The organism is Achromobacter sp. 1L-A-4-B-C2 (assembly GCF_057291955.1).
The window spans coordinates 278,171-296,758 of sequence record NZ_JBXAWP010000001.1; the positions used below are offsets into that span (position 1 = coordinate 278,171).

Annotated in this window: 16 protein-coding genes; 11 read left to right on the plus strand and 5 right to left on the minus strand. The window is 66.9% G+C overall.

Translation table 11 applies throughout. The features are described from left to right. Positions 1–4: 4 nt before the first annotated feature. Together AC0Z35_RS01360 and AC0Z35_RS01365 are read right to left on the minus strand one after the other, a co-directional pair. Positions 5–973: a Bug family tripartite tricarboxylate transporter substrate binding protein gene (locus tag AC0Z35_RS01360; protein ID WP_104145581.1), complete on the minus strand. Its 969-nt coding sequence runs from the start codon at positions 971–973 to the stop codon at positions 5–7. A gap of 143 nt (positions 974–1,116) precedes the next feature. Continuing rightward, a complete protein-coding gene (locus AC0Z35_RS01365) occupies positions 1,117–2,238 on the minus strand; it encodes a 4-oxalomesaconate tautomerase (protein WP_219990939.1) in 1,122 nt (373 codons plus the stop codon). A gap of 61 nt (positions 2,239–2,299) precedes the next feature. Here AC0Z35_RS01365 and AC0Z35_RS01370 point away from each other — a divergent pair, with 61 nt between their 5' ends. The 5 genes from AC0Z35_RS01370 (at position 2,300) to AC0Z35_RS01390 (ending at position 5,569) form a co-directional block, all read left to right on the plus strand. Further along, a complete protein-coding gene (locus tag AC0Z35_RS01370) occupies positions 2,300–3,226 on the plus strand; it encodes a LysR family transcriptional regulator (RefSeq protein ID WP_104145583.1) in 927 nt (308 codons plus the stop codon). A gap of 17 nt (positions 3,227–3,243) precedes the next feature. Then, positions 3,244–3,729, plus strand: a complete 486-nt coding sequence (locus tag AC0Z35_RS01375; protein WP_314365015.1) for a GNAT family N-acetyltransferase — start codon at positions 3,244–3,246, stop codon at positions 3,727–3,729. Positions 3,730–3,841: 112 nt separating this feature from the next. Continuing rightward, on the plus strand, positions 3,842–4,210 hold the full coding sequence (locus AC0Z35_RS01380) for a COG4315 family predicted lipoprotein (protein WP_046805203.1): 369 nt from the start codon (positions 3,842–3,844) through the stop codon (positions 4,208–4,210). A gap of 29 nt (positions 4,211–4,239) precedes the next feature. Further along, a complete protein-coding gene (locus AC0Z35_RS01385) occupies positions 4,240–4,752 on the plus strand; it encodes an RNA polymerase sigma factor (protein ID WP_046805248.1) in 513 nt (170 codons plus the stop codon). A gap of 1 nt (position 4,753) precedes the next feature. Beyond that, positions 4,754–5,569 (plus strand): anti-sigma factor family protein, encoded by an 816-nt coding sequence (locus AC0Z35_RS01390; RefSeq protein WP_120156771.1) that lies wholly within the window; start codon positions 4,754–4,756, stop codon positions 5,567–5,569. On the opposite strand, the gene AC0Z35_RS01395 is transcribed toward AC0Z35_RS01390, so the two are convergent. From AC0Z35_RS01395 to atzF, 3 genes are read right to left on the minus strand one after another with little or no spacing between them, the layout of a single operon-like run. Then, positions 5,566–6,294, minus strand: a complete 729-nt coding sequence (locus AC0Z35_RS01395; protein ID WP_319308743.1) for a GntR family transcriptional regulator — start codon at positions 6,292–6,294, stop codon at positions 5,566–5,568. The genes AC0Z35_RS01390 and AC0Z35_RS01395 overlap by 4 nt on opposite strands. Next, entirely contained in the window at positions 6,291–9,932 is a 3,642-nt protein-coding gene (uca, locus tag AC0Z35_RS01400; protein ID WP_485131545.1) for an urea carboxylase, read from the minus strand. Before uca ends, AC0Z35_RS01395 begins: the two co-directional genes overlap by 4 nt. A gap of 27 nt (positions 9,933–9,959) precedes the next feature. After that, a complete protein-coding gene (atzF, locus tag AC0Z35_RS01405; RefSeq protein ID WP_485131544.1) occupies positions 9,960–11,804 on the minus strand; it encodes an allophanate hydrolase in 1,845 nt (614 codons plus the stop codon). A 372-nt stretch (positions 11,805–12,176) separates the two neighbouring features. On the opposite strand from atzF, the gene urtA reads away from it, so the two are divergent. The 6 genes from urtA (at position 12,177) to AC0Z35_RS01435 (ending at position 18,325) form a co-directional block, all read left to right on the plus strand. Next, a complete protein-coding gene (gene urtA / locus AC0Z35_RS01410) occupies positions 12,177–13,430 on the plus strand; it encodes an urea ABC transporter substrate-binding protein (RefSeq protein WP_046805198.1) in 1,254 nt (417 codons plus the stop codon). A 14-nt stretch (positions 13,431–13,444) separates the two neighbouring features. Further along, a complete protein-coding gene (gene urtB / locus AC0Z35_RS01415) occupies positions 13,445–15,076 on the plus strand; it encodes an urea ABC transporter permease subunit UrtB (protein ID WP_485131543.1) in 1,632 nt (543 codons plus the stop codon). Next, positions 15,073–16,200 (plus strand): urea ABC transporter permease subunit UrtC, encoded by a 1,128-nt coding sequence (gene urtC, locus AC0Z35_RS01420; protein ID WP_046805196.1) that lies wholly within the window; start codon positions 15,073–15,075, stop codon positions 16,198–16,200. Before urtB ends, urtC begins: the two co-directional genes overlap by 4 nt. Next, positions 16,197–17,036 carry an urea ABC transporter ATP-binding protein UrtD gene (gene urtD, locus AC0Z35_RS01425; RefSeq protein ID WP_046805195.1) on the plus strand — a complete coding sequence of 280 codons (840 nt, stop codon included), beginning with the start codon at positions 16,197–16,199 and terminating at the stop codon, positions 17,034–17,036. Before urtC ends, urtD begins: the two co-directional genes overlap by 4 nt. 2 nt (positions 17,037–17,038) lie before the next feature. Next, entirely contained in the window at positions 17,039–17,737 is a 699-nt protein-coding gene (gene urtE / locus AC0Z35_RS01430) for an urea ABC transporter ATP-binding subunit UrtE (protein WP_485131542.1), read from the plus strand. A gap of 159 nt (positions 17,738–17,896) precedes the next feature. Then, on the plus strand, positions 17,897–18,325 hold the full coding sequence (locus tag AC0Z35_RS01435; protein WP_104145589.1) for a DUF2946 family protein: 429 nt from the start codon (positions 17,897–17,899) through the stop codon (positions 18,323–18,325). The last annotated feature ends 263 nt before the right edge of the window (positions 18,326–18,588 follow it).

Here is an 18,588-nt window from a genome sequence, read left to right on the forward strand (position 1 = left end):
GCCGTCAGCCTGAAGCCAGCTTGCGCTTGCCCAGCAACTGCTTCCAACGCAGTGCCTCGCTCTCCACGAACGCCCCCAATTCGGCCGGCGTACTCTGGCGCACCTCGGCCCCTTGCTCCGCGATTTTCTGCGCCACCGCCGGGTCCGCCAAGGCCTGGTTCAGCGCCTTGTTCAGCGTCACCACCACCGACGGCGCCGCCTTGGCGGGCGCAAAGATGGCGTACCACTGCGGCACGTCCACGCCCTTGACGCCCGCTTCGGCCAGCGTGGGCAAGTCCGGCAACGCCGCCGAGCGCGTCGACCCGGCCACCGCCAGGGCCTGGATCATGCCCGACTTCAGGTGCGGGTACACGCTGAACAGGCTGGGAAACATGACCTGCGTCACGCCCCCCAAGGTGTCGGTCAGTGCCGGCGCCGAGCCTTTGTACGGCACGTCCAGCATGGTGGTGCCGGTGGCTTGATTGAACAGTTCGCCGGCCACCGACGGCGCGGTGCCCGGGCCCGCCGATGCATAGTTCAAGCCATCCGGATGCTCATGGCCGTACTTCACCAGCGCCGCCACGTCTTTGACCGGGATGCGCGTGGACACGACCATGATGGTGGGCGAATCGGCCACCATGCCGATTGGCGTGAAGTCCTTGACGGGGTCGTAGTTCAGTTTCTGCATGGCGGGATTGATGCCGTGCGTGCCGATGTAGCCCAGCATCAGCGTGTAGCCGTCAGCCGGCTGACGCGCCACGTAGTCGGACGCAATGGCCCCTTGCGCGCCGGGCTTGTTCACCACGATGACGGTCTGGCCCAGCAGCTCGCCGATCTTCTGCCCCACCACGCGCGCCAGCACGTCGTTGCCGCCCCCCGCCGCGGTGGGGACGACCAGCGTGATGGCACGCTCGGGAAACTCGGCGTGCGCAAACGCACTGAACGCAAACAGCATGGCGGCCGCGCAGGCGGTCTTGACGTGAGGGTGCTTCATGGTTGTCTCCTGATTCAGGGGTCGTCGCGCGGCACTTCTGTGTCATAGCCACGGGTCGCTTCGACGGTAGGGAAAGATCAAGGGTCCGGGGCGGTTTTGCCCTTTTTGCCGGACCCGATTACCCGTTGACTGGTATCAACGGGCTAAGCCATTGCGTGGGATTCCTCCACGCAGACGGGTGCATCGGTGTACTGGCCGGGCACGTACAACTGCCCTTTCATGATCTTGCGCGCGGTGCGCACCAAGCCCGCCCTGCGCACCACGCCGCTGGCCGGGTCCAGGTCGACATCGATGCTCATCGCGCCCGATGGGTGTTCGATACGCACGCTGCGATACCCCGCCTGTATCGGCGGCCCGCCACAATCGTGGGCCACCGTGCCGGGCATGAGGAAGGCGCTGGCGACGCCCACCGCGCCCGTGGCGGCATGCGCCCGATGGCAGGCGCGCGGCGTGAAATAACGCGATTGCAATGCCAGCCCATCTTGGGTTGGGGACGGCGCCACCAGCACCGGTTTCGGAATGACGCTGTTCGAGACGTCCCCCAGGCCCATGAGCAGGCCGGCTTGCAGCCGGATGCGCTCGATGCGCGGGAGCAGGTCGGCGTTGCCGTCCAGCTGCGCGGCGCTTTCACTGCCCGACAGGCCAAAGTCGGCGGCCTGCATCAGCACCATCGGCATGGCCGCATCGATCAAGGTGACCGCCACGCCATCCACGGTGTCCTGCCGCCGGCCCGTGGGAAACAAGCGGCCGGTGACCGCGCCCCAGGCGTCCAGGAAGTTCAGCCGCACGGGCGCCGCCGACCCGGCCACGCCGTCAATGCGCGCATCGCCTTCGTAAGTCAGGTGGCCGCCCGGGGTTTGCACCACGGCTTCGATGACGGCGCCGGTATTGACGTTGTGCACCCGCACCGAGGTGACGCCGTCCTGCGCCTGGACCAGGCCTTCCTCGATGGCGAACGGCGCCGCGCCCGACAGCATGTTGCCGCAATTGGGGCGGGTGTCCACGCTGGCCTTCTCCACCGACACCTGCGCGAACAGGTAGTCGATATCGCAGTCGGGCCGGGTCGAACGCGACACGATGGCCACCTTGCTGGTCAGCGAGTTGCCGCCGCCCAGGCCGTCGATCTGTAGCGCGTGGGGCGAGCCCATGGCCATCAACAGCAGGCGGTCGCGTTGCACGGGGTCAGCCGGCAACCAGTCGCTCAGGAAGAAGGGGCCGCGCGACGTGCCGCCGCGCATCAGGACGCAAGGGATGATGGTTTCCATGCAAGCCATTCTGCGCGGGCCTGGCTATGATGTGAATTGCAACTTACGGATGGATTAATGCATGGCACGCATCAATTTCGATTTACAGGAATTACAGGCGTTCGTGGCCGTGGCCGAGCGCGCCAGCTTCCGCGCGGCGGCCGATGACTTGCACCTGTCGCAGCCGGCGCTTAGCCGCCGCATCGACAAGCTGGAAAGCATCCTGGGCGCGCGCCTGCTGGAACGCACCACGCGCCGCGTATCGCTGACCCAGGTGGGCCGCATCTTCCTGGAGCGCGCCCGCAGCGCCATCGATGAACTGGAAAGCGCCGTGCTCAGCATCGGCGACCTGGCCGCGCAGCGCGGCGGCCTGGTCACCGTGGCCTGCGTGCCTTCCGTGGCGTATTACTTCCTGCCCTCGGTCATTCGCGACTACACCGAACGCTTCCCGCGCATCCGCGTGCGCATCATCGACGAAACCGCCAACACCGTGCTCAACAGCGTGGTGACGGGCCGCGCCGATTTCGGCATCAGCTTTTTCGGCACGCAGGAACCCGATGTGGACTTCAAGGCGGTGCTGCGCGAAGACTTCGTGCTGGCGGTGCGGCGCGACCATCCGCTGGCGACTCGCCGCAGCGTGTCGTGGGAAGACCTGTCGCAAGAACGCTTCATGACCGTCGCCAAGGAAAGCGGCAACCGCCTGCTGATCGACGATGCGCTGGCCAAGAGCGGCAAGCGCACCGTCAGCGCGTTCGAAGTCAGTCACGTGATGACCCTGCTGGGCCTGGTGGAAGCCGGGCTGGGCGTGGCGGCGGTGCCGCAACTGGCGATGCCGCTGGCCGGCCACGCCACGCTGACCAGCGTCAAGCTGGAGCATCCACGCGTCACGCGCACGCTGGGCCTGATCGCGCGGCGCGGCCGGCCGCTGGCGCCGGCGGCCCAACAGCTCTATAACCTGATTCATCAGACCGGCAAGCTGGCCAAACGCAAAACCCCGACCCCGCCCTGAAATCACCCCGAAGCCCCATGAAGACGTCCCAAGCGCCCCGCGCCCCTGATCATTCCCTGGCCTTGCAGCCCGCCACCGAAGAAGACGTGCCTTTTCTGCTGGCGTTGCGCAAGGCCACCATGCAGGAACACCTGGAACGCGCCGGCGCGCCGACGGCCGACGCCGACCACCTGGCCCGCATCCAGTACCACTTCGACGACGCGCACATCGTCTGGGTGGACGGCCGCCCCGCCGGCCTGTTCAAGCACTACCGCGACCCTGCCGGCTGGCACATCGTGCAGATCCAGATCGCGCCGGACTTCCAGGGCCGTGGCCTGGGCCGGCGCCTGCTGGAAAGCATCCTCGATCAGGCCGATGCGCAAGGCGCGCCCGTGACGCTGAACGTACTCAAGAGCAACCCCGCCCAGCGGCTGTACGCCGCTTTGGGCTTCACCCGCGTCAAGGAGACCGACCTGGAATATGAAATGCGTTACGAACCCGGCGCGGTCCGGCCGGCCGGCTGACCCTTGCAGCAACGACCGATGCAATTTCTTTTTTCCCGCCTGGAATAAAGCCCCGGCGGCAGGCGTCTGTAGTGGGCAGTCACCCCTTCCCCCACATCGTACGAGGCTCAACATGCGCAAACATATCGCCGCCGCCCTGGTTCTTGGCTCCGCCGCCCTGTTCACGGCCGGCGCCCACGCCCAAGCCGTCAAGACGCAAGACGGCATGCTGGTCAACAGCGCGGGCATGACGCTCTACACCTTCGACAAAGACAGCGGGGGCAAAAGCGCCTGCAACGACCAGTGCGCCAAGATCTGGCCGCCCGTCGCCGCGCCCGCCGACGCCAAGCCCATGGGCGATCTGACCGTCATCACCCGCGACGACGGCTCCAAGCAATGGGCGTACAAGGGCAAGCCCGTCTACCTGTACGCCAAGGACACCAAGCCTGGCGACAAGACCGGCGACAACTTCAAGGACGTCTGGCACGTCATCAAGCCCTGACCCGCGCCTGACGCCGCCCCAGCTTGACCATGCGCGCCGACGACGAGGCCCTGATCCTGGCCTGCATCCCCAGCCTGCGGCGTTACGCCCGCGGGCTGACGGGCGACCCGCACCGGGCCGATGACCTGGTGCAGGACACGTTGGAGCGCGCATGGAGCCGCTTTTCCCGCTGGCAAAAACGCGGCGAGCTACGCGCCTGGATGTTCGGCATCATGCACAACCACTTCATCGACGGCGTGCGCGCCACCAACCGGCGGGCCGACCAGACCGCGCCGGGCGACTTGCCCGACGCGCCGGTGCGCGCCACGCAGACCGACCATCTGGAGGTACGTGATCTGGACCGCTGCCTGCAAGCCTTGCCCCCCGAGCAGCGCGAAGTGCTGTTGCTGATTTGCGTGGAAGACCTGTCCTACCAGGACACGGCCCAGGTGCTGGACGTGCCCCTGGGCACCGTCATGTCGCGCCTGTCACGCGCCCGTGAAAAGCTGGGCGCGTTGATGCAGGGTCGCGACACGGTCAACCGGCTGCATCGCGTGAAATGACATGAACGACAAATCCCTTCATCCGGTACCGAACACCGGCAGCCCCATCACCGAAGCCGATCTGCATGCCTATGCGGATGGCCAGCTGCCGCCCGCGCGGCATGCCGAAGTGGACGCTTTCCTGGCCACGCATCCGCAGGACCAGACCCGCGTGTCCGACTGGCAGGCGCAGCGCCGCGCGCTGCACGCGCTGCTGGACCCGGTGCTGGATGAACCCCTGCCCTTGCGGCTGCCCTTGAAGGCGCCCGCGCGGCAGTTCCCATGGCGCGCGCTGGCGGCCAGCGTGTTGATCGCCACCGTGAGCGCCGGCGCGGCCTGGACGGCGCGCGGCGCGATGGACGCGCAGCGCATGCAAACGGTATTGGCCACCGCCAGCCCGGAACGCGCGGCGGGCGGCTATGCCCAACGCGCCGCCATCGCGCACGCGGTGTACGCGCCGGACATGGGCCGCCCTGTTGAAGTGGGCGCCGACAACGAAAAAGGCCTGGTCACGTGGTTGACCAAGCGCATGGGCGCGCCGGTGCGCGCGCCGTCCTTATCGCAGGCGGGTTATGAACTGGTGGGCGGCCGCTTGCTGCCCGGCGGCTCGGGTCCGGTCGCACAATTCATGTACGGCGCGGCCGATGGGCAACGCCTGACGCTGTACGTTACGCGCGAAGCCGCGGGCGGGCAGACCGCCTTCCAGTTCACGCAGGAAGGGCCGGTCCGGGTGTTTTATTGGGTGGAAGGCCAGTTTGGCTATGCCCTGTCCGGTGCGGTCAGCCGCGACGAACTGCAACGGGTATCGCAAGAGGTCTACCGGCAGTTGCAGGGCTAGCCCCCGCCCTGGCGCGCTTCATGCAGCATGTGCAGCGTGATCTTGCGCACTTCCGCCTTGCTCATTTCGATATGCGAACGCAGCATGCGCGCGGCCTCGTCGCCGCGCCTTGCCAGCACCGCGCGCAGGATCGCCGCGTGTTCGTCGTAGGTGGCATCCACCCGAAAATCCTTGGTGAAATCCAGCCGCCGCACGATGCGGATCTTCTCGGTGACGTCGCGGTGTATCTGCGCCATCTCGGGGTTGCCGGCGGCGGCTACCAGCGAACAATGAAACGCCTCGTCCAGCTGCGCCACCAAGCGGCCATCCAGAATGCGCTGCGGCGGCGGCACCAGCCACACGTCTTTCAACGCGCCCAGGATGCCGGAGTCGTCCATCGGCTCGCGCGTGCATAGCTTGTCCACCGCTGCCTGCTCCAGCACCACGCGCACGTCGTACAGCGCCTCGAAGCGTTCGAAATCAAACGGCCGCACCTGCCAGCCGCTGCGCGGGCGCGCCAGCACGAAGCCTTCGCGCTCCAGGCGCGCCAGACCCAGCCGCACCGGCGTGCGGCTGACGCCCAGCCGCGCCACCAGATCGGCTTCGGTAAAGCGTTCGCCCGGCAGCATGCGAAAGTCGAACAGGTCGTCCTTGATGCGCTGGTACACCTGGTCGGCCAGCGATCCGGCCAGCGCCGGCGCGGGCCGGATCGCCGGGCTGACCTGAACGGATTCCAGCCGCATCATCCCGCCACGGTGCAAGCGGCGTCTTCGGCCAGCACCACCAGCGGGTCGCCCGCGTTGACGGGCTTGCCCGGCACGCAGCGTATCGCCGTGACCGTGCCCGCTGCGGGCGCGATGACCGACAGCTCCATCTTCATCGCTTCGACGACCACCAGCGTGTCGCCGGCCGATACGCTCTGCCCCACCTGAACCGGTATCTTCCAGATGTTGCCGCACATGTCGGCGCTGACCAGGCGTTCGCCCTCGCGCAGCGCGGTGTCGGCCTCGGGCTCGGGCGCCGCGGCGGGTTGCTCGGCCGCCACGTCTTCCGTTTTCCACAAGGCCACTTCGGCATCGAACGCACTTTTCTGACGCGTCTGGAACAAGGCGATGCTGTCGGCCTGCTCGGCCAGGAAGCGCTGGTGCGCGGCGAAGTCAAAGACTTCTTCTTCGATGCGCACCGTGGCGCGCCCTTCGCGGAAGTCTTCGCGCAACACGTCCAGCTCTGCTTCGGTCACCGGGTAGAAACGCACCTGGTCGAAAAAGCGCAGCAGCCACGGCTTGCCGTCCTGGAACACGGGGTTTTTCAAGAACTTGTTCCAGATCGGCAAGGTGCGGCCAACCAGCTGATAGCCGCCCGGCGAATCCATGCCGTAGATGCACATGTAGACGCCACCGATGCCCACCGTGCCCTCGGCCGTATGGGTGCGCGCGGGGTTGTACTTGGACGTCAGCAGGCGGTGTCGCGGGTCGATCGGCACGGCGCACGGCGCGCCCAGGTACACGTCGCCCAAGCCCATAATGAGGTAGCTGGCATCGAACACGATGTCGCGCACATCGTTGCGGCTGGCCAGCCCGTTGATGCGCTGGATGAAGTCCACATTGTTCGGCAGCCACGGCGCGTTGGCGCGCACGGTTTCCTGGTAGCGCCGCACGGCGCCCAGCGTGGCCGTATCCTCGAACGCCATCGGCAGGTAGACCACGCGCGTGGGCACTTTCAGCGTGGCCACGTCGGCCAGCCCCGCTTCAATCTTCAGCAGGCGCTCGATTAGCGCGCCTTGCAGGATCTGACGGCTGTCATAACGGATCTGCAACGAGCGCACGCCCGGCGACAGCTCTTCCACCCCGTGAATCGGATCGGCGTTCAGCGCTTCCATCAGCAGGTGGATACGCATGCGCAGCGCCAGGTCCAGCACGTTCTCGCCGTATTCCAGCAGCAAATAGCCGTCGCCTGCCTGGCGGTACGACACTGACGGGCGCGCGCCCTCGGCGGGCAGCGCCGCCACGATGGTCTCGGACACGGTGGCCGGCACGGGGCTGGGCTGGGTCGCGGCGGGCGCCACGCCCGCCAGCGCGGCCACGCTCTGGTCCTGCGCCGATTGCAGCGCCACCGCCCGCGGATAGTCCATGCGCACGAAGCGGATGCGGTCGCCGGGCTTGACCTGCCCCACCTTCCACAGCTCGGCGCTGGCGATGGTCACGGGGCACACGAAGCCGCCCAGGCTGGGGCCGTCGCGCGTCAGGATGACGGGGCTGTCGCCCGTGAAGTTGATGCTGCCGATGGCGTATTCGCAATCGTGGATGTTGGACGGGTGCAAGCCCGCCTCGCCGCCGTTCTCGCGCGCCCAGGTGGGCTTGGGGCCGATCAGGCGCACGCCCAGGCGGTTCGAGTTGTAGTGCACTTCCCAATCCGCCGCGAAGAACGTGTCCATCGCTTCGGGCTGGAAGAAATCCGGCGCGCCATGCGGGCCGTACAACACGCCGATTTCCCAGGTGTTGCCATACGCGGGGATCAAGTCGGCCGGCGCGGCCATGGGTTCGGCCAGCGGCGCAGTGGCCGTCGCATCCAGCTCGGGACGCACGATGGCCAGCATATCGCCCACGCGCAGCGTGCGGCCGGCATGGCCGCCGAACTGACCCAGCGCAAAGGTCGAGCGGCTGCCCAGGTAGACGGGCACGTCCAGGCCGTTGCGCACGGCCAGATAGCTGCGGCAACCGGACAGCGCGCGGCCGGTGGCCAGCACCTGGCCCGAACGCACGGCGATGGGTTGCCACATCGGCACCGGTTCGCCGTCCAGCGTTGCCGCGCACTCGGCGCCCGTCAACGCCACGATGGTGTCGCCATGAAAGCGCAGCGTCGGGCCGACCAGCGTGGCCTCGATGCCCGCCGCGTCCGGCGCGTTGCCGACGATGCGGTTGGCCAGCCGGAACGCGTAGTCGTCCATCGGGCCGGACGGCGGCACGCCGATGTCCCAGTAGCCCGTGCGGCCCGGATAATCCTGCACGCTGGTGTAAGTGCCCGCTTCCAGCACTTCGATGGCGGCGGGCCGATACGCAAAGCTGTCCAGGAAACGCGTAGACAGCTTGCCCGCGCGGAAACGTTCGTCGGCCACGATCTGGCGCAGGTAGTCCAGGTTGGTGGCGATGCCGTGCAGACGCGTGCGCGCCAGCGCGTCGGCCAGCTTGTCCAAGGCCGCCTCGCGCGTGTCCGCATGCACGATCAGCTTGGCCAGCATCGGATCGTAGAACGCGGGCACCTCGGTGCCGGTCGCCACCCAGCCATCGACGCGCACGCCCTCGGGAAAGAACACTTCGGTCAGCACGCCCGGCGACGGTTGAAATTGGCGCAACGGGTCTTCGGCATACAGGCGCACCTCGATGGACGCTCCTTGCGGCGCGCGCGACATCGCGGCGATGTCCAGCGCTTCGCCTGCCGCCACGCGCAGCATGCATTCCACGAGGTCCAGCCCCGTGACGGCTTCGGTGACGGGGTGTTCGACTTGCAGACGCGTGTTCACTTCCAGGAAATAAAAACTGTCGCGCGCCGGGTCGTAGATGAATTCAACCGTGCCGGCGGACCGGTAGTTCACCGACTCGCCCAGCTGCACGGCGGCGGCCAGCAGCGCCGCGCGCGTTGCGGCCGGCAGCAGCGGCGCGGGCGTTTCTTCGATCACTTTCTGATTGCGCCGCTGCACCGAGCAATCGCGTTCGCCCAGCGCCAACACGCGGCCCGCGCCGTCGCCGAAGATCTGCACTTCCACGTGCCGCGCGTTATCCACATAGCGTTCGATAAACGCGCCGCCATCGCGGAAAAAATGTTCGCCCATGCGCTGCACGCTGTCGAACGCCACGGTCAGTTCCGCTTCGTTCTCGCAGCGCGACAAGCCAATGCCGCCACCGCCCGCCGTGCTCTTTAGCATGACGGGGTAGCCGATGCGCTCGGCCTGCGACAAGGCTTCGCCCAAGCTGGCCAGCAAGCCCGTGCCCGGCGTCATCGGCACGCCCGCTTCGGCGGCCAGTTCGCGCGAGCGGTGCTTCAAGCCGAACTCGCGAATCTGCAAGGGCGTGGGGCCCACGAACGCGATACCGGCCGCCTCGCAGGCCTCGGCGAATTCAGCGCTTTCCGACAAGAAGCCATAGCCGGGGTAGATGGCTTGTGCGCCGTGCTCGCGCGCGGCGGCCAGCAGCAGGTCCATGCGCAGGTAGCTGTCGGCGGCTTTCTCCCCACCCAGGGCCACGGCCACGTCGGCTTCGCGCACGTGCGCGGCGTTGCGGTCAGGGTCGGAATACACGGCCACGCTGCGGATGCCCAGGCGCTTCAGGGTGCGGATGGCGCGGACGGCGATTTCGCCTCGGTTGGCAATCAGAACGGTATCGAACACGGTTCGGCTCCCAGTGGCTTGATGGGGTTAGCGGGGGGTGGCGGCGTTGGCGGACAGGCTGGCCAGATACGCGCGCCAACCGCCAAACGCGGTGATGTCACGCGCGCCGTCCAGGCCGCGCGGTTCGCAGATAAAGCCCTTGACCAGCCGGCCGTCTTCCAGCTCCAGCGTGCCGATGCCCAGGGGCGCGGGGATCTCGGCCACGAAGGCGCCGAACGCCGTCACCGGCACGTCCCACAGTTCCACCTCGATGGGGGCACCGGACTCGGACTTCACCAGCCCGGGCTTGGGCGGCGTGGTGTTGGCCAGCGCATACAAGCGGTAGTCGCTTGCGGTGCGCGTCTTTTCCACCAGCACCGCGTGGCGCGAGGTCAGTTGATGGTTCAGCGGCATGCCGGTCAGGTGTGCGCCCACGACCGCCACGCGTACCGTATCGACGGGCGCGCGCGCGGCGTCGATGCCGGCGGGCAGCGGTGCGCCGGTAGCGCCCAGGGGCAGCCCGCGTTGCGCTTGCCACAAGCGGCCAAACTGCGCCAGCGCGCGGTCCTGCCAGGCCAGGCCGATCACGGTAATGCCCGACGGCAAGCCGTCGGCGCGCATGCCGGCGGGCAAGGCCAGCGCCGACAGGTCGGCCAGGTTGGCAAAGTTGGTGTACACGCCCAGACGCGAATTCAGCGTGACGGGGTCGGCCTGCAACTGGGCAATGGTGTAGATCGACGGCGAGGTCGGCACGACCAGCGCGTCGAACCCGGCCAGTGCCTGATGAATCTGCCGCGTCAATTCCGCGCGGCGGTATTCCGCCTTGAACGCATCCAGCGCGGTGTAGTTCGCGGCCTGCTCGACAATGCCGCGCACGACGGGGTTGATCGCGTCGGGCTGCGTTTGCCACAAGTCTTCCACGGCCGCGAAACGTTCCGCCACCCACGGCCCTTGATACAGCAGCGCGGCCAGCTCATTGAAGGGGGCAAAGTCAATGGCCTGCACTTGCGCGCCCGTGTCCTTCAAGGCGCGTACGGCGTCCTCGAACACGGCGGCGGCCTGCGCATCGCCAAAGAACTCCAAGGTGGCGGGCACCGCCAGCTTGGGCGCGCGCGGCCACGGCAGCGAGGCGCCGGCCGGCGTCTGGCGCGAATACGGATCCCGTTCGTCGTAGCCGCCCGCAACCTCGGCAACAAGTTCGGCGTCGGCCACGGTCAGCGCAAAGATCGACACGCAATCCAGCGTGCGGCACGCCGGCACCACGCCCGCCGTGCTGAGCCAGCCCTTGGTGGGTTTGAGGCCCACGATGTTGTTGAACCCGGCCGGCACGCGGCCCGAGCCGGCGGTGTCGGTGCCCAGCGAAAACGCGGCAATGCCGCGCGCCACCACCGAGGCGGACCCTGAGCTGGAACCGCCGCTGACATAGTCGGGGTTGAACGTGTTGGCCACCGCGCCATGCGGCGAGCGCGTGCCCACCAGGCCGGTGGCGAACTGATCCAGGTTGGTCTTGCCGATCAGGATGGCGCCGGCCGCGCGCAGGCGCTGCACCACGGTCGCGTCTTCCAGTGCGGTGTAGGCGAACTCCGGGCAGGCCGCCGTCGTGGGCCAACCCGCCGCATCGATGTTGTCCTTGATGGCGAACGGCACACCGTACAGCGGCAGGCGCGTCATGTCGCCGCCCACGGCGGCCAGCATCAGGCGCAGGCCATCCAGTTGCTCATCCAGCGTGGCGCGGTCCACGCGGCAGATCCAGGCATTGTCCACAGGCCCGTCTTGCGGCGCGGCGTAATCGGCCAGCAGCACGTCGGGCTGCGCGCCGGTGTCGCGGTAGGCGGCCTGCCATTGCGCGATGGTCCAACCAATGGGGCTCGTCTGGGTTGCTGCGGCATTCATGCTGGAATCCTTTCTTGTATACAAGTACGGATTCCCAAGCAATAGCCGTGCCATGTTGGCGGACTGGCGGCGTTTCCCTCTGGCGCGCGGCGCATGGCTCCATGCAATGGCCGTCGCGCGCCCACCGCGCTCGCATCACGCGCACCGCAAGCGGGCAGGACACGCACCTGTTTTGTGCACGCGGCACTGTTTTGATCCGGCCACGACCGCCGAGCCACGCACGCCGGCATTCGCGTAAACACCCCCTCTTCATACAGCGGCCCGACGCGCGCCACGCACTTGGCATGCCTTTTGCTTTGAGGTCCTTGTTGTCAGGTGTTGTTAGAGATCGTTCCTGCCGGTGCGTCCGGCACATTCCATCCAGGAGTCACCATGAAACGCAGACTAGCCTTGAAGCAACTGACCGCCATGAGCCTGTTGGCCATGTCCGGTTGGATGCCGCAGGTATTCGCCGCCGAAGACACCATCAAGGTCGGCATCTTGCATTCCCTGTCGGGCACCATGGCCATCTCGGAGACGTCGCTCAAAGACGTCGCGCTGATGACCATCGACGAAATCAATGCCAACGGCGGCGTGATGGGCAAGAAGCTGGAAGCCGTGGTGGTGGACCCCGCGTCGAACTGGCCGCTGTTCGCCGAGAAGTCGCGCCAGCTGCTGTCGCAGGACAAGGTGGCAGTGGTGTTTGGCTGCTGGACGTCGGTGTCGCGCAAGTCGGTGCTGCCGGTCTTCAAGGAATTGAACGGCCTGTTGTTCTACCCGGTGCAGTACGAAGGCGAAGAGCTTGAGAAGAACGTGTTCTACACCGGCGCCGCGCCCAACCAGCAAGCGATTCCGGCCGTGGAATACCTGATGAGCGAAGACGGCGGCGGCGCCAAGCGCTTCGTGCTGCTGGGCACCGACTACGTCTATCCGCGCACCACCAACAAAATCCTGCGCGCCTTCCTGCATTCCAAGGGCGTCAAGGACAGCGACATCGACGAGGTCTACACGCCGTTCGGCCATTCCGACTACCAGACCATCGTGGCCAACATCAAGAAGTTCGCCACCGGCGGCAAGACGGCCGTCATCTCGACCATCAACGGCGATTCCAACGTGCCCTTCTACAAGGAGCTTGGCAACGCCGGCCTGAAGGCTACCGACGTGCCGGTCGTGGCGTTCTCGGTGGGTGAAGAAGAACTGCGCGGCGTGGACACCAAGCCGCTGGTCGGCCACCTGGCCGCGTGGAACTACTTCCAATCGGTGAAGAACCCGGTCAACGAGGAATTCATCAAGAAGTGGAAGGCCTACGCCAAGGCCAAGAACCTGCCCAACGCCAGCACGGTCGTGACCAATGACCCGATGGAAGCCACCTACGTCGGCATCCACATGTGGAAGCAGGCCGTGGAACAGGCCAAGACCACCGATGTGGACAAGGTGATTGCGGCAATGGGCGGCCAGAAGTTCAACGCGCCCGACGGCTACACCATCGAAATGGACAAGACCAACCACCACCTGCACAAGCCCGTCTACATCGGCGAGATCAAGGCGGACGGCCAGTTCAACGTGGTGTGGAAGAGCAAGGGTCCGATCCGCGCTCAACCCTGGAGCCCGTACATCCCGGGTAACGAAGGCAAGCAAGGCCTCTAAGGGAAACAGCAGCCATGCACATCGCGGCAATCGCACACGTTTTGCGTCGTCTTCTTCTTGCGTGGCTGCTTGCCATGCCGCTGCTGGCCGCCCCCGCGGCGGCAGCGGGCGTGGACCCGGCCCTGCTTGCGCCGCTGGCCGGCGACGACACGGACGCCAAGCTGCAAGCGATTGCCGCGCTGGGCCAGCTGCCCGAACCCGGCGCCGCGGCCGTCTTGCAGGCGCTGGGCAATGACCAGCTTTATGCCACGCCGGATGGACGCGTGCTGATCGGCATCGACAGCGCGCGCGCCACCGATCCGATGACCGGCGCGGCCGTGGACCTGCCTTCGGGTTCCGGCACCGTCAGCATCAACAACCGCCTGCGCCGCGCCATCGAGGCCGCGCTGGCGGGTTCGCGCTTGTTTTCGGACAAGCCCAATGAACGGCTGGACGCCGCGCGCCGCTTGCAGCAGACCGGCGACCCCGCCCGCCTGCCCATGCTTGAAAAGGCGCTGGCCTCCGAAAAGAATGACGCCGTGCGCGACGCGCTGCTGATCGCGCAGGCCAACCTGGAATTGAAAAGCGCCGACCCGGCCAAGCGCCGCCATGCCGTGGAACTGCTGGGCAACACGCGCAACGCCGCGTTCCGCCCGACGCTTGCCGCGCTGACGCAAGAGCGCGACGGCGCATACACCGAACCGGATACCGGCGTGCGCGAGGCCGCGGCCACCGCGCTTAAACAGATCGACCGCCACCTGGCCACGATTGAATGGGCCGGCAACCTGTTCTACGGCATCAGCCTGGGCAGCGTGTTGCTGCTGGCGGCGCTGGGGCTTGCCATCACCTTCGGTTTGATGGGCGTCATCAACATGGCGCACGGCGAATTGCTGATGATCGGCGCGTATGTGACCTACGTGGTGCAGTCGCTGTTTCGTGCCTGGCTGCCGGGCTGGCTGGACTGGTATGTGGTGGCGGCGCTGCCGCTGGCTTTCGTCGTGACGGCGCTGGTCGGGATGGCGCTGGAACGCACCGTGATCCGCTGGCTGTACGGCCGGCCGCTGGAAACGCTGCTGGCCACGTGGGGCATCAGCCTGATGCTGATGCAAGGCGTGCGCACGCTGTTCGGCGCGCAGAACGTGGAAGTCGGCAACCCCAGCTGGATGTCCGGCGGCATCACGGTGCTGGGCGGCCTGGTGCTGACCTACAACCGGCTGGTCATCATCGGCTTTGCCTTCTTTGTGGTGTTCCTGGTGTGGGTGCTGCTGAACCACACGCGCCTCGGGCTGTTCGTGCGCGCCATCACGCAGAACCGGCGCATGGCCGATTGCGTGGGCGTGCCGACCGGACGCGTGGACATGCTGGCCTTCGGCCTGGGCTCGGGCATTGCGGGCCTTGCCGGCGTGGCCTTGTCGCAGCTGGGCAACGTGGGGCCCGACCTGGGGCGCGGCTACATCGTCGACTCTTTCATGGTGGTGGTGCTGGGCGGCGTGGGCCAGTTGGCCGGCACCGTCATCGCGGCCATGGGGCTGGGCGGCGTCAACAAATTCCTGGAGCCCTATGCGGGCGCCGTCATGGCCAAGATCACCATCCTGGTGCTCATCGTGCTGTTTGTCCAAAAGCGGCCGCAAGGCCTGTTCGCCCCTCGCGGCCGGAGCGTTGAATGAAACAGACCGCGCTGACCGATCTGACCCTGCTGACCCGCCGCCCCCTGTTCTCGGGCCGCGCGTGGACGGCCCTGGCCGTGGCGGCCGCACTGCTGGCGCTGCTGCCGCTGCTGAACCTGGTGTTTCCGCCCGGCCATGCGCTGCACGTGTCCGCGTATGCCGTGGCGCTGCTGGGCAAGTTCATGTGCTACGCGATGGCGGCGCTGGCGCTGGACCTGGTGTGGGGCTACGCCGGCATCCTGTCGCTGGGCCACGGCCTGTTCTTTGCACTGGGCGGCTACGCGCACGGCATGTATTTGATGCGCGCCATCGGCCGCGACGGCGTCTACCAAAGCAACCTGCCCGACTTCATGGTGTTCCTGGATTGGAAGAGCTACCCCTGGTACTGGTCCTTCACCGAGCACTTCTGGTACGCGATGCTGCTGGTGGTGCTGGTGCCCGGCGTGCTGGCCTTTGTGTTCGGCTACTTCGCCTTCCGCTCACGCATCAAGGGCGTGTACTTTTCCATCATCACGCAGGCGCTGACATTCGCCGCCATGCTGCTGTTCTTTCGCAACGACACGGGCTTTGGCGGCAATAACGGCTTTACCGATTTCAAGCGCATCCTGGGTTTTGACATCACCGCGCCCGGCACGCGCGCCGCGTTGTACTGGATCACGCTGGCCGCGTTGGCGGGCGCGTTGATCCTGGCGCGCGTAGTCACGCAATCCAAGCTGGGCCGCGTGCTGACCGCCGTGCGCGATGCCGAAAGCCGCCTGCGTTTCATCGGCTACGACCCCTTGGGATTCAAGCTGTTCGTGTGGACCCTGTCGGCCGTGTTGTGCGGCATAGCCGGCGCGCTGTACGTGCCGCAGGTGGGCATCATCAACCCCAGCGAAATGTCGACCGAGACCTCGATTGAAATGGTGATCTGGGTGGCCACCGGCGGGCGCGGCACCTTGATCGGCCCCATCATCGGCGCGGGCGCGGTCAATGGCTTGAAGACCTGGTTCACCAGCGTGCTGCCGGAATTCTGGCTGTATGCGCTGGGCCTGATCTTCGTGCTGGTGACGCTGTTCCTGCCCACTGGCATCGTGGGCCTGGCCCGCCGCATCATGGCACGCTTGCAGGAGAAGAAGGCATGACCAGCACGCACACCGAACAGGCCATGCTGGACGGCGGCCCCAGCGGCGATGCCGGCTACGGCCGCGTCAGCCCCAAGGGCCTGGACACCAGCCACGGCGCCATCCTGTACCTGGAAGGCATCACCGTCAGTTTCGACGGCTTCAAGGCGCTGAACGACCTGACGCTGGACATCGGCGTGGGCGAACTGCGCTGCATCATCGGCCCCAACGGCGCGGGCAAGACCACGATGATGGACGTCATCACCGGCAAGACGCGGCCCACGGCGGGCACCGCGTTTTTTGGCCAGAGCATAGACCTGACAACCTTGAACGAAGCGCAGATTGCGCACGCGGGCATCGGCCGCAAGTTCCAGCGCCCCACGGTCTTCGAGCAGCACAGCGTGTTTGAAAACCTGGAGCTGGCGATGAAGACGGACAAGCGCGTGCGGCCCACGCTGTTCTCGCGCCTGAGCAGCGAGCAGGCCGACAAGATCGGCGAAACGCTGGACCTGATCCGCCTGCGCACGGAAGTGCGGCGCCCGGCCGGCCTGCTGTCGCACGGGCAGAAGCAGTGGCTGGAAATCGGCATGCTGCTGATGCAAGAGCCGCAGCTGCTGTTGCTGGATGAACCCGTGGCGGGCATGACCGATGCCGAAACCGAACGCACCGGCGAACTGCTGAACGAGCTGCGGGGCCGCCATTCATTGATGGTGGTGGAACACGACATGGACTTCGTCAACCAGATCGCGGGCACGGGCAAGGTGACGGTGCTGCACGAAGGCTCGGTGCTGGCCGAAGGGCCGATGAGCAAGGTGCAGGCCGACCCGCGCGTGATCGAAGTCTACCTGGGGCGCTAAAGATGCTGGACGTAAGCACGATCAACCAATACTACGGCGGCAGCCACACGCTGCGCGGCGTATCGATGTCGGTGCGCCAGGGCGAATGCCTGGCGCTGCTGGGCCGCAACGGCGTGGGCAAGACCACCTTGCTGAAATGCGTGATGGGCGTGCTGCCCGTGGCCAGCGGCAACATCGCTTTCGACGGAGCGGACATCACACGGCTGGCGCCGCACCAGCGCGCCGCGCGCGGCATGGCCTATGTGCCGCAGGGCCGCGACATCTTTGCGCGGCTGACGGTGGAAGAGAACATCCTGATGGGCATGGCCACCAAGCCCGCCGTGCGCGCGCGTCGCATCAAGGAAGAAGTGTTTGAACTTTTTCCCGTGCTCAAAAGCATGCTGTCGCGGCGCGGAGGCGACCTGTCGGGCGGGCAGCAGCAACAGCTGGCCATTGCGCGGGCGCTGGTGGCCGAGCCCAAGCTCATCATTCTGGACGAGCCCACCGAAGGCATCCAGCCGTCCATCATCAAGGACATCGCGCGGGTGATCCACATGCTGCGCCAGCGCGGCGACATCGCCATCCTGCTATGCGAGCAGTACTTCGATTTCGCGCGCGAGCTGGCGGATCAGTTCGTGGTGCTGTCGCGCGGCGAAGTGGTGGCCAGCGGCGACCGTAGCGCCATCGACGGCGAGGACGTGCGGCGGCATCTGTCGGTCTGAACCGGCCCCGCGCCGGGCCATGCGGCGGGCCATCCTCCCGGCCATGCACCTGGCCGCGCCGCAGGCAAAGCGCCGGAGCAAAGCGCCGGAGCAAAGCGCGTTGAGATTCTTTTGATTTTGCGCGCGCATCGGAAAACTGCTCCGATATAATCCGGCTCCATGTGCTTCGCTACTTTCCTGACCCGCCCCACCGTGTGGATCGCGCTTGCCGCGATCCTCTGGGCGTCGTTGGCGCCGTCGCTAGCCCATGCCCTGAGCCTGTCTCCGGACGGCCATCACATCCATCGCATCCAGGTCGATGTCTGCGCCGGTGGCGCGGATGACAGCGCCACGATGACGCTGGACGTCGTGCACGATGGCCCGCACGACGCCTCGCAAGACGGTCATGCCGGCGACGGCCATGGTGACAACCACCATTGTCCGCTGTGCCGTAACCCCCATGCCGACGTCGGCATCCTGCCCACGCCCGTGCCGGTGCTGCCCGTTCCCGTGGGCCGCGCCACGACCTACCCGCCGCTGTTCTTCCTGGCGGCAAACCCCCTTCATGCCTGGAGCGCGGTTCAGCCGCGCGCACCGCCCGCCAACTAAGCTGGCGCTGAGTCAACCGCCAACACGTTCGCGGCTTCCTTGGTGGTCCCTTCTTGGCCCCTTGGTGTCCCGTCGTGGCCCCTCGTGGCCCGCTGTGTGCGCAGCACGACCCATCCACCAGCTTGCCGTCCTTAGCCGACCCACCGTCTTCGCGCCTTGATGCGCGAGGCATGGCGACGTCGTCATCCAGACCTTGAGCCTTCCCCGCGCACCGCCTGCATTCCGGCGGCGTGCCGGACGCGCTCGCCCGTTTGCAGGCATGC

Coding starts and splice junctions, on each gene's coding strand:
- AC0Z35_RS01360 (WP_104145581.1), bottom strand. CDS start 973: ATGAAGCACCCTCACGTCAAGACCGCCTGCGCGGCCGCCATGCTGTTT.
- AC0Z35_RS01365 (WP_219990939.1), bottom strand. CDS start 2,238: ATGGAAACCATCATCCCTTGCGTCCTGATGCGCGGCGGCACGTCGCGC.
- AC0Z35_RS01370 (WP_104145583.1), top strand. CDS start 2,300: ATGGCACGCATCAATTTCGATTTACAGGAATTACAGGCGTTCGTGGCC.
- AC0Z35_RS01375 (WP_314365015.1), top strand. CDS start 3,244: ATGAAGACGTCCCAAGCGCCCCGCGCCCCTGATCATTCCCTGGCCTTG.
- AC0Z35_RS01380 (WP_046805203.1), top strand. CDS start 3,842: ATGCGCAAACATATCGCCGCCGCCCTGGTTCTTGGCTCCGCCGCCCTG.
- AC0Z35_RS01385 (WP_046805248.1), top strand. CDS start 4,240: ATGCGCGCCGACGACGAGGCCCTGATCCTGGCCTGCATCCCCAGCCTG.
- AC0Z35_RS01390 (WP_120156771.1), top strand. CDS start 4,754: ATGAACGACAAATCCCTTCATCCGGTACCGAACACCGGCAGCCCCATC.
- AC0Z35_RS01395 (WP_319308743.1), bottom strand. CDS start 6,294: ATGATGCGGCTGGAATCCGTTCAGGTCAGCCCGGCGATCCGGCCCGCG.
- atzF (WP_485131544.1), bottom strand. CDS start 11,804: ATGAATGCCGCAGCAACCCAGACGAGCCCCATTGGTTGGACCATCGCG.
- urtA (WP_046805198.1), top strand. CDS start 12,177: ATGAAACGCAGACTAGCCTTGAAGCAACTGACCGCCATGAGCCTGTTG.
- urtB (WP_485131543.1), top strand. CDS start 13,445: ATGCACATCGCGGCAATCGCACACGTTTTGCGTCGTCTTCTTCTTGCG.
- urtC (WP_046805196.1), top strand. CDS start 15,073: ATGAAACAGACCGCGCTGACCGATCTGACCCTGCTGACCCGCCGCCCC.
- urtD (WP_046805195.1), top strand. CDS start 16,197: ATGACCAGCACGCACACCGAACAGGCCATGCTGGACGGCGGCCCCAGC.
- urtE (WP_485131542.1), top strand. CDS start 17,039: ATGCTGGACGTAAGCACGATCAACCAATACTACGGCGGCAGCCACACG.
- AC0Z35_RS01435 (WP_104145589.1), top strand. CDS start 17,897: ATGTGCTTCGCTACTTTCCTGACCCGCCCCACCGTGTGGATCGCGCTT.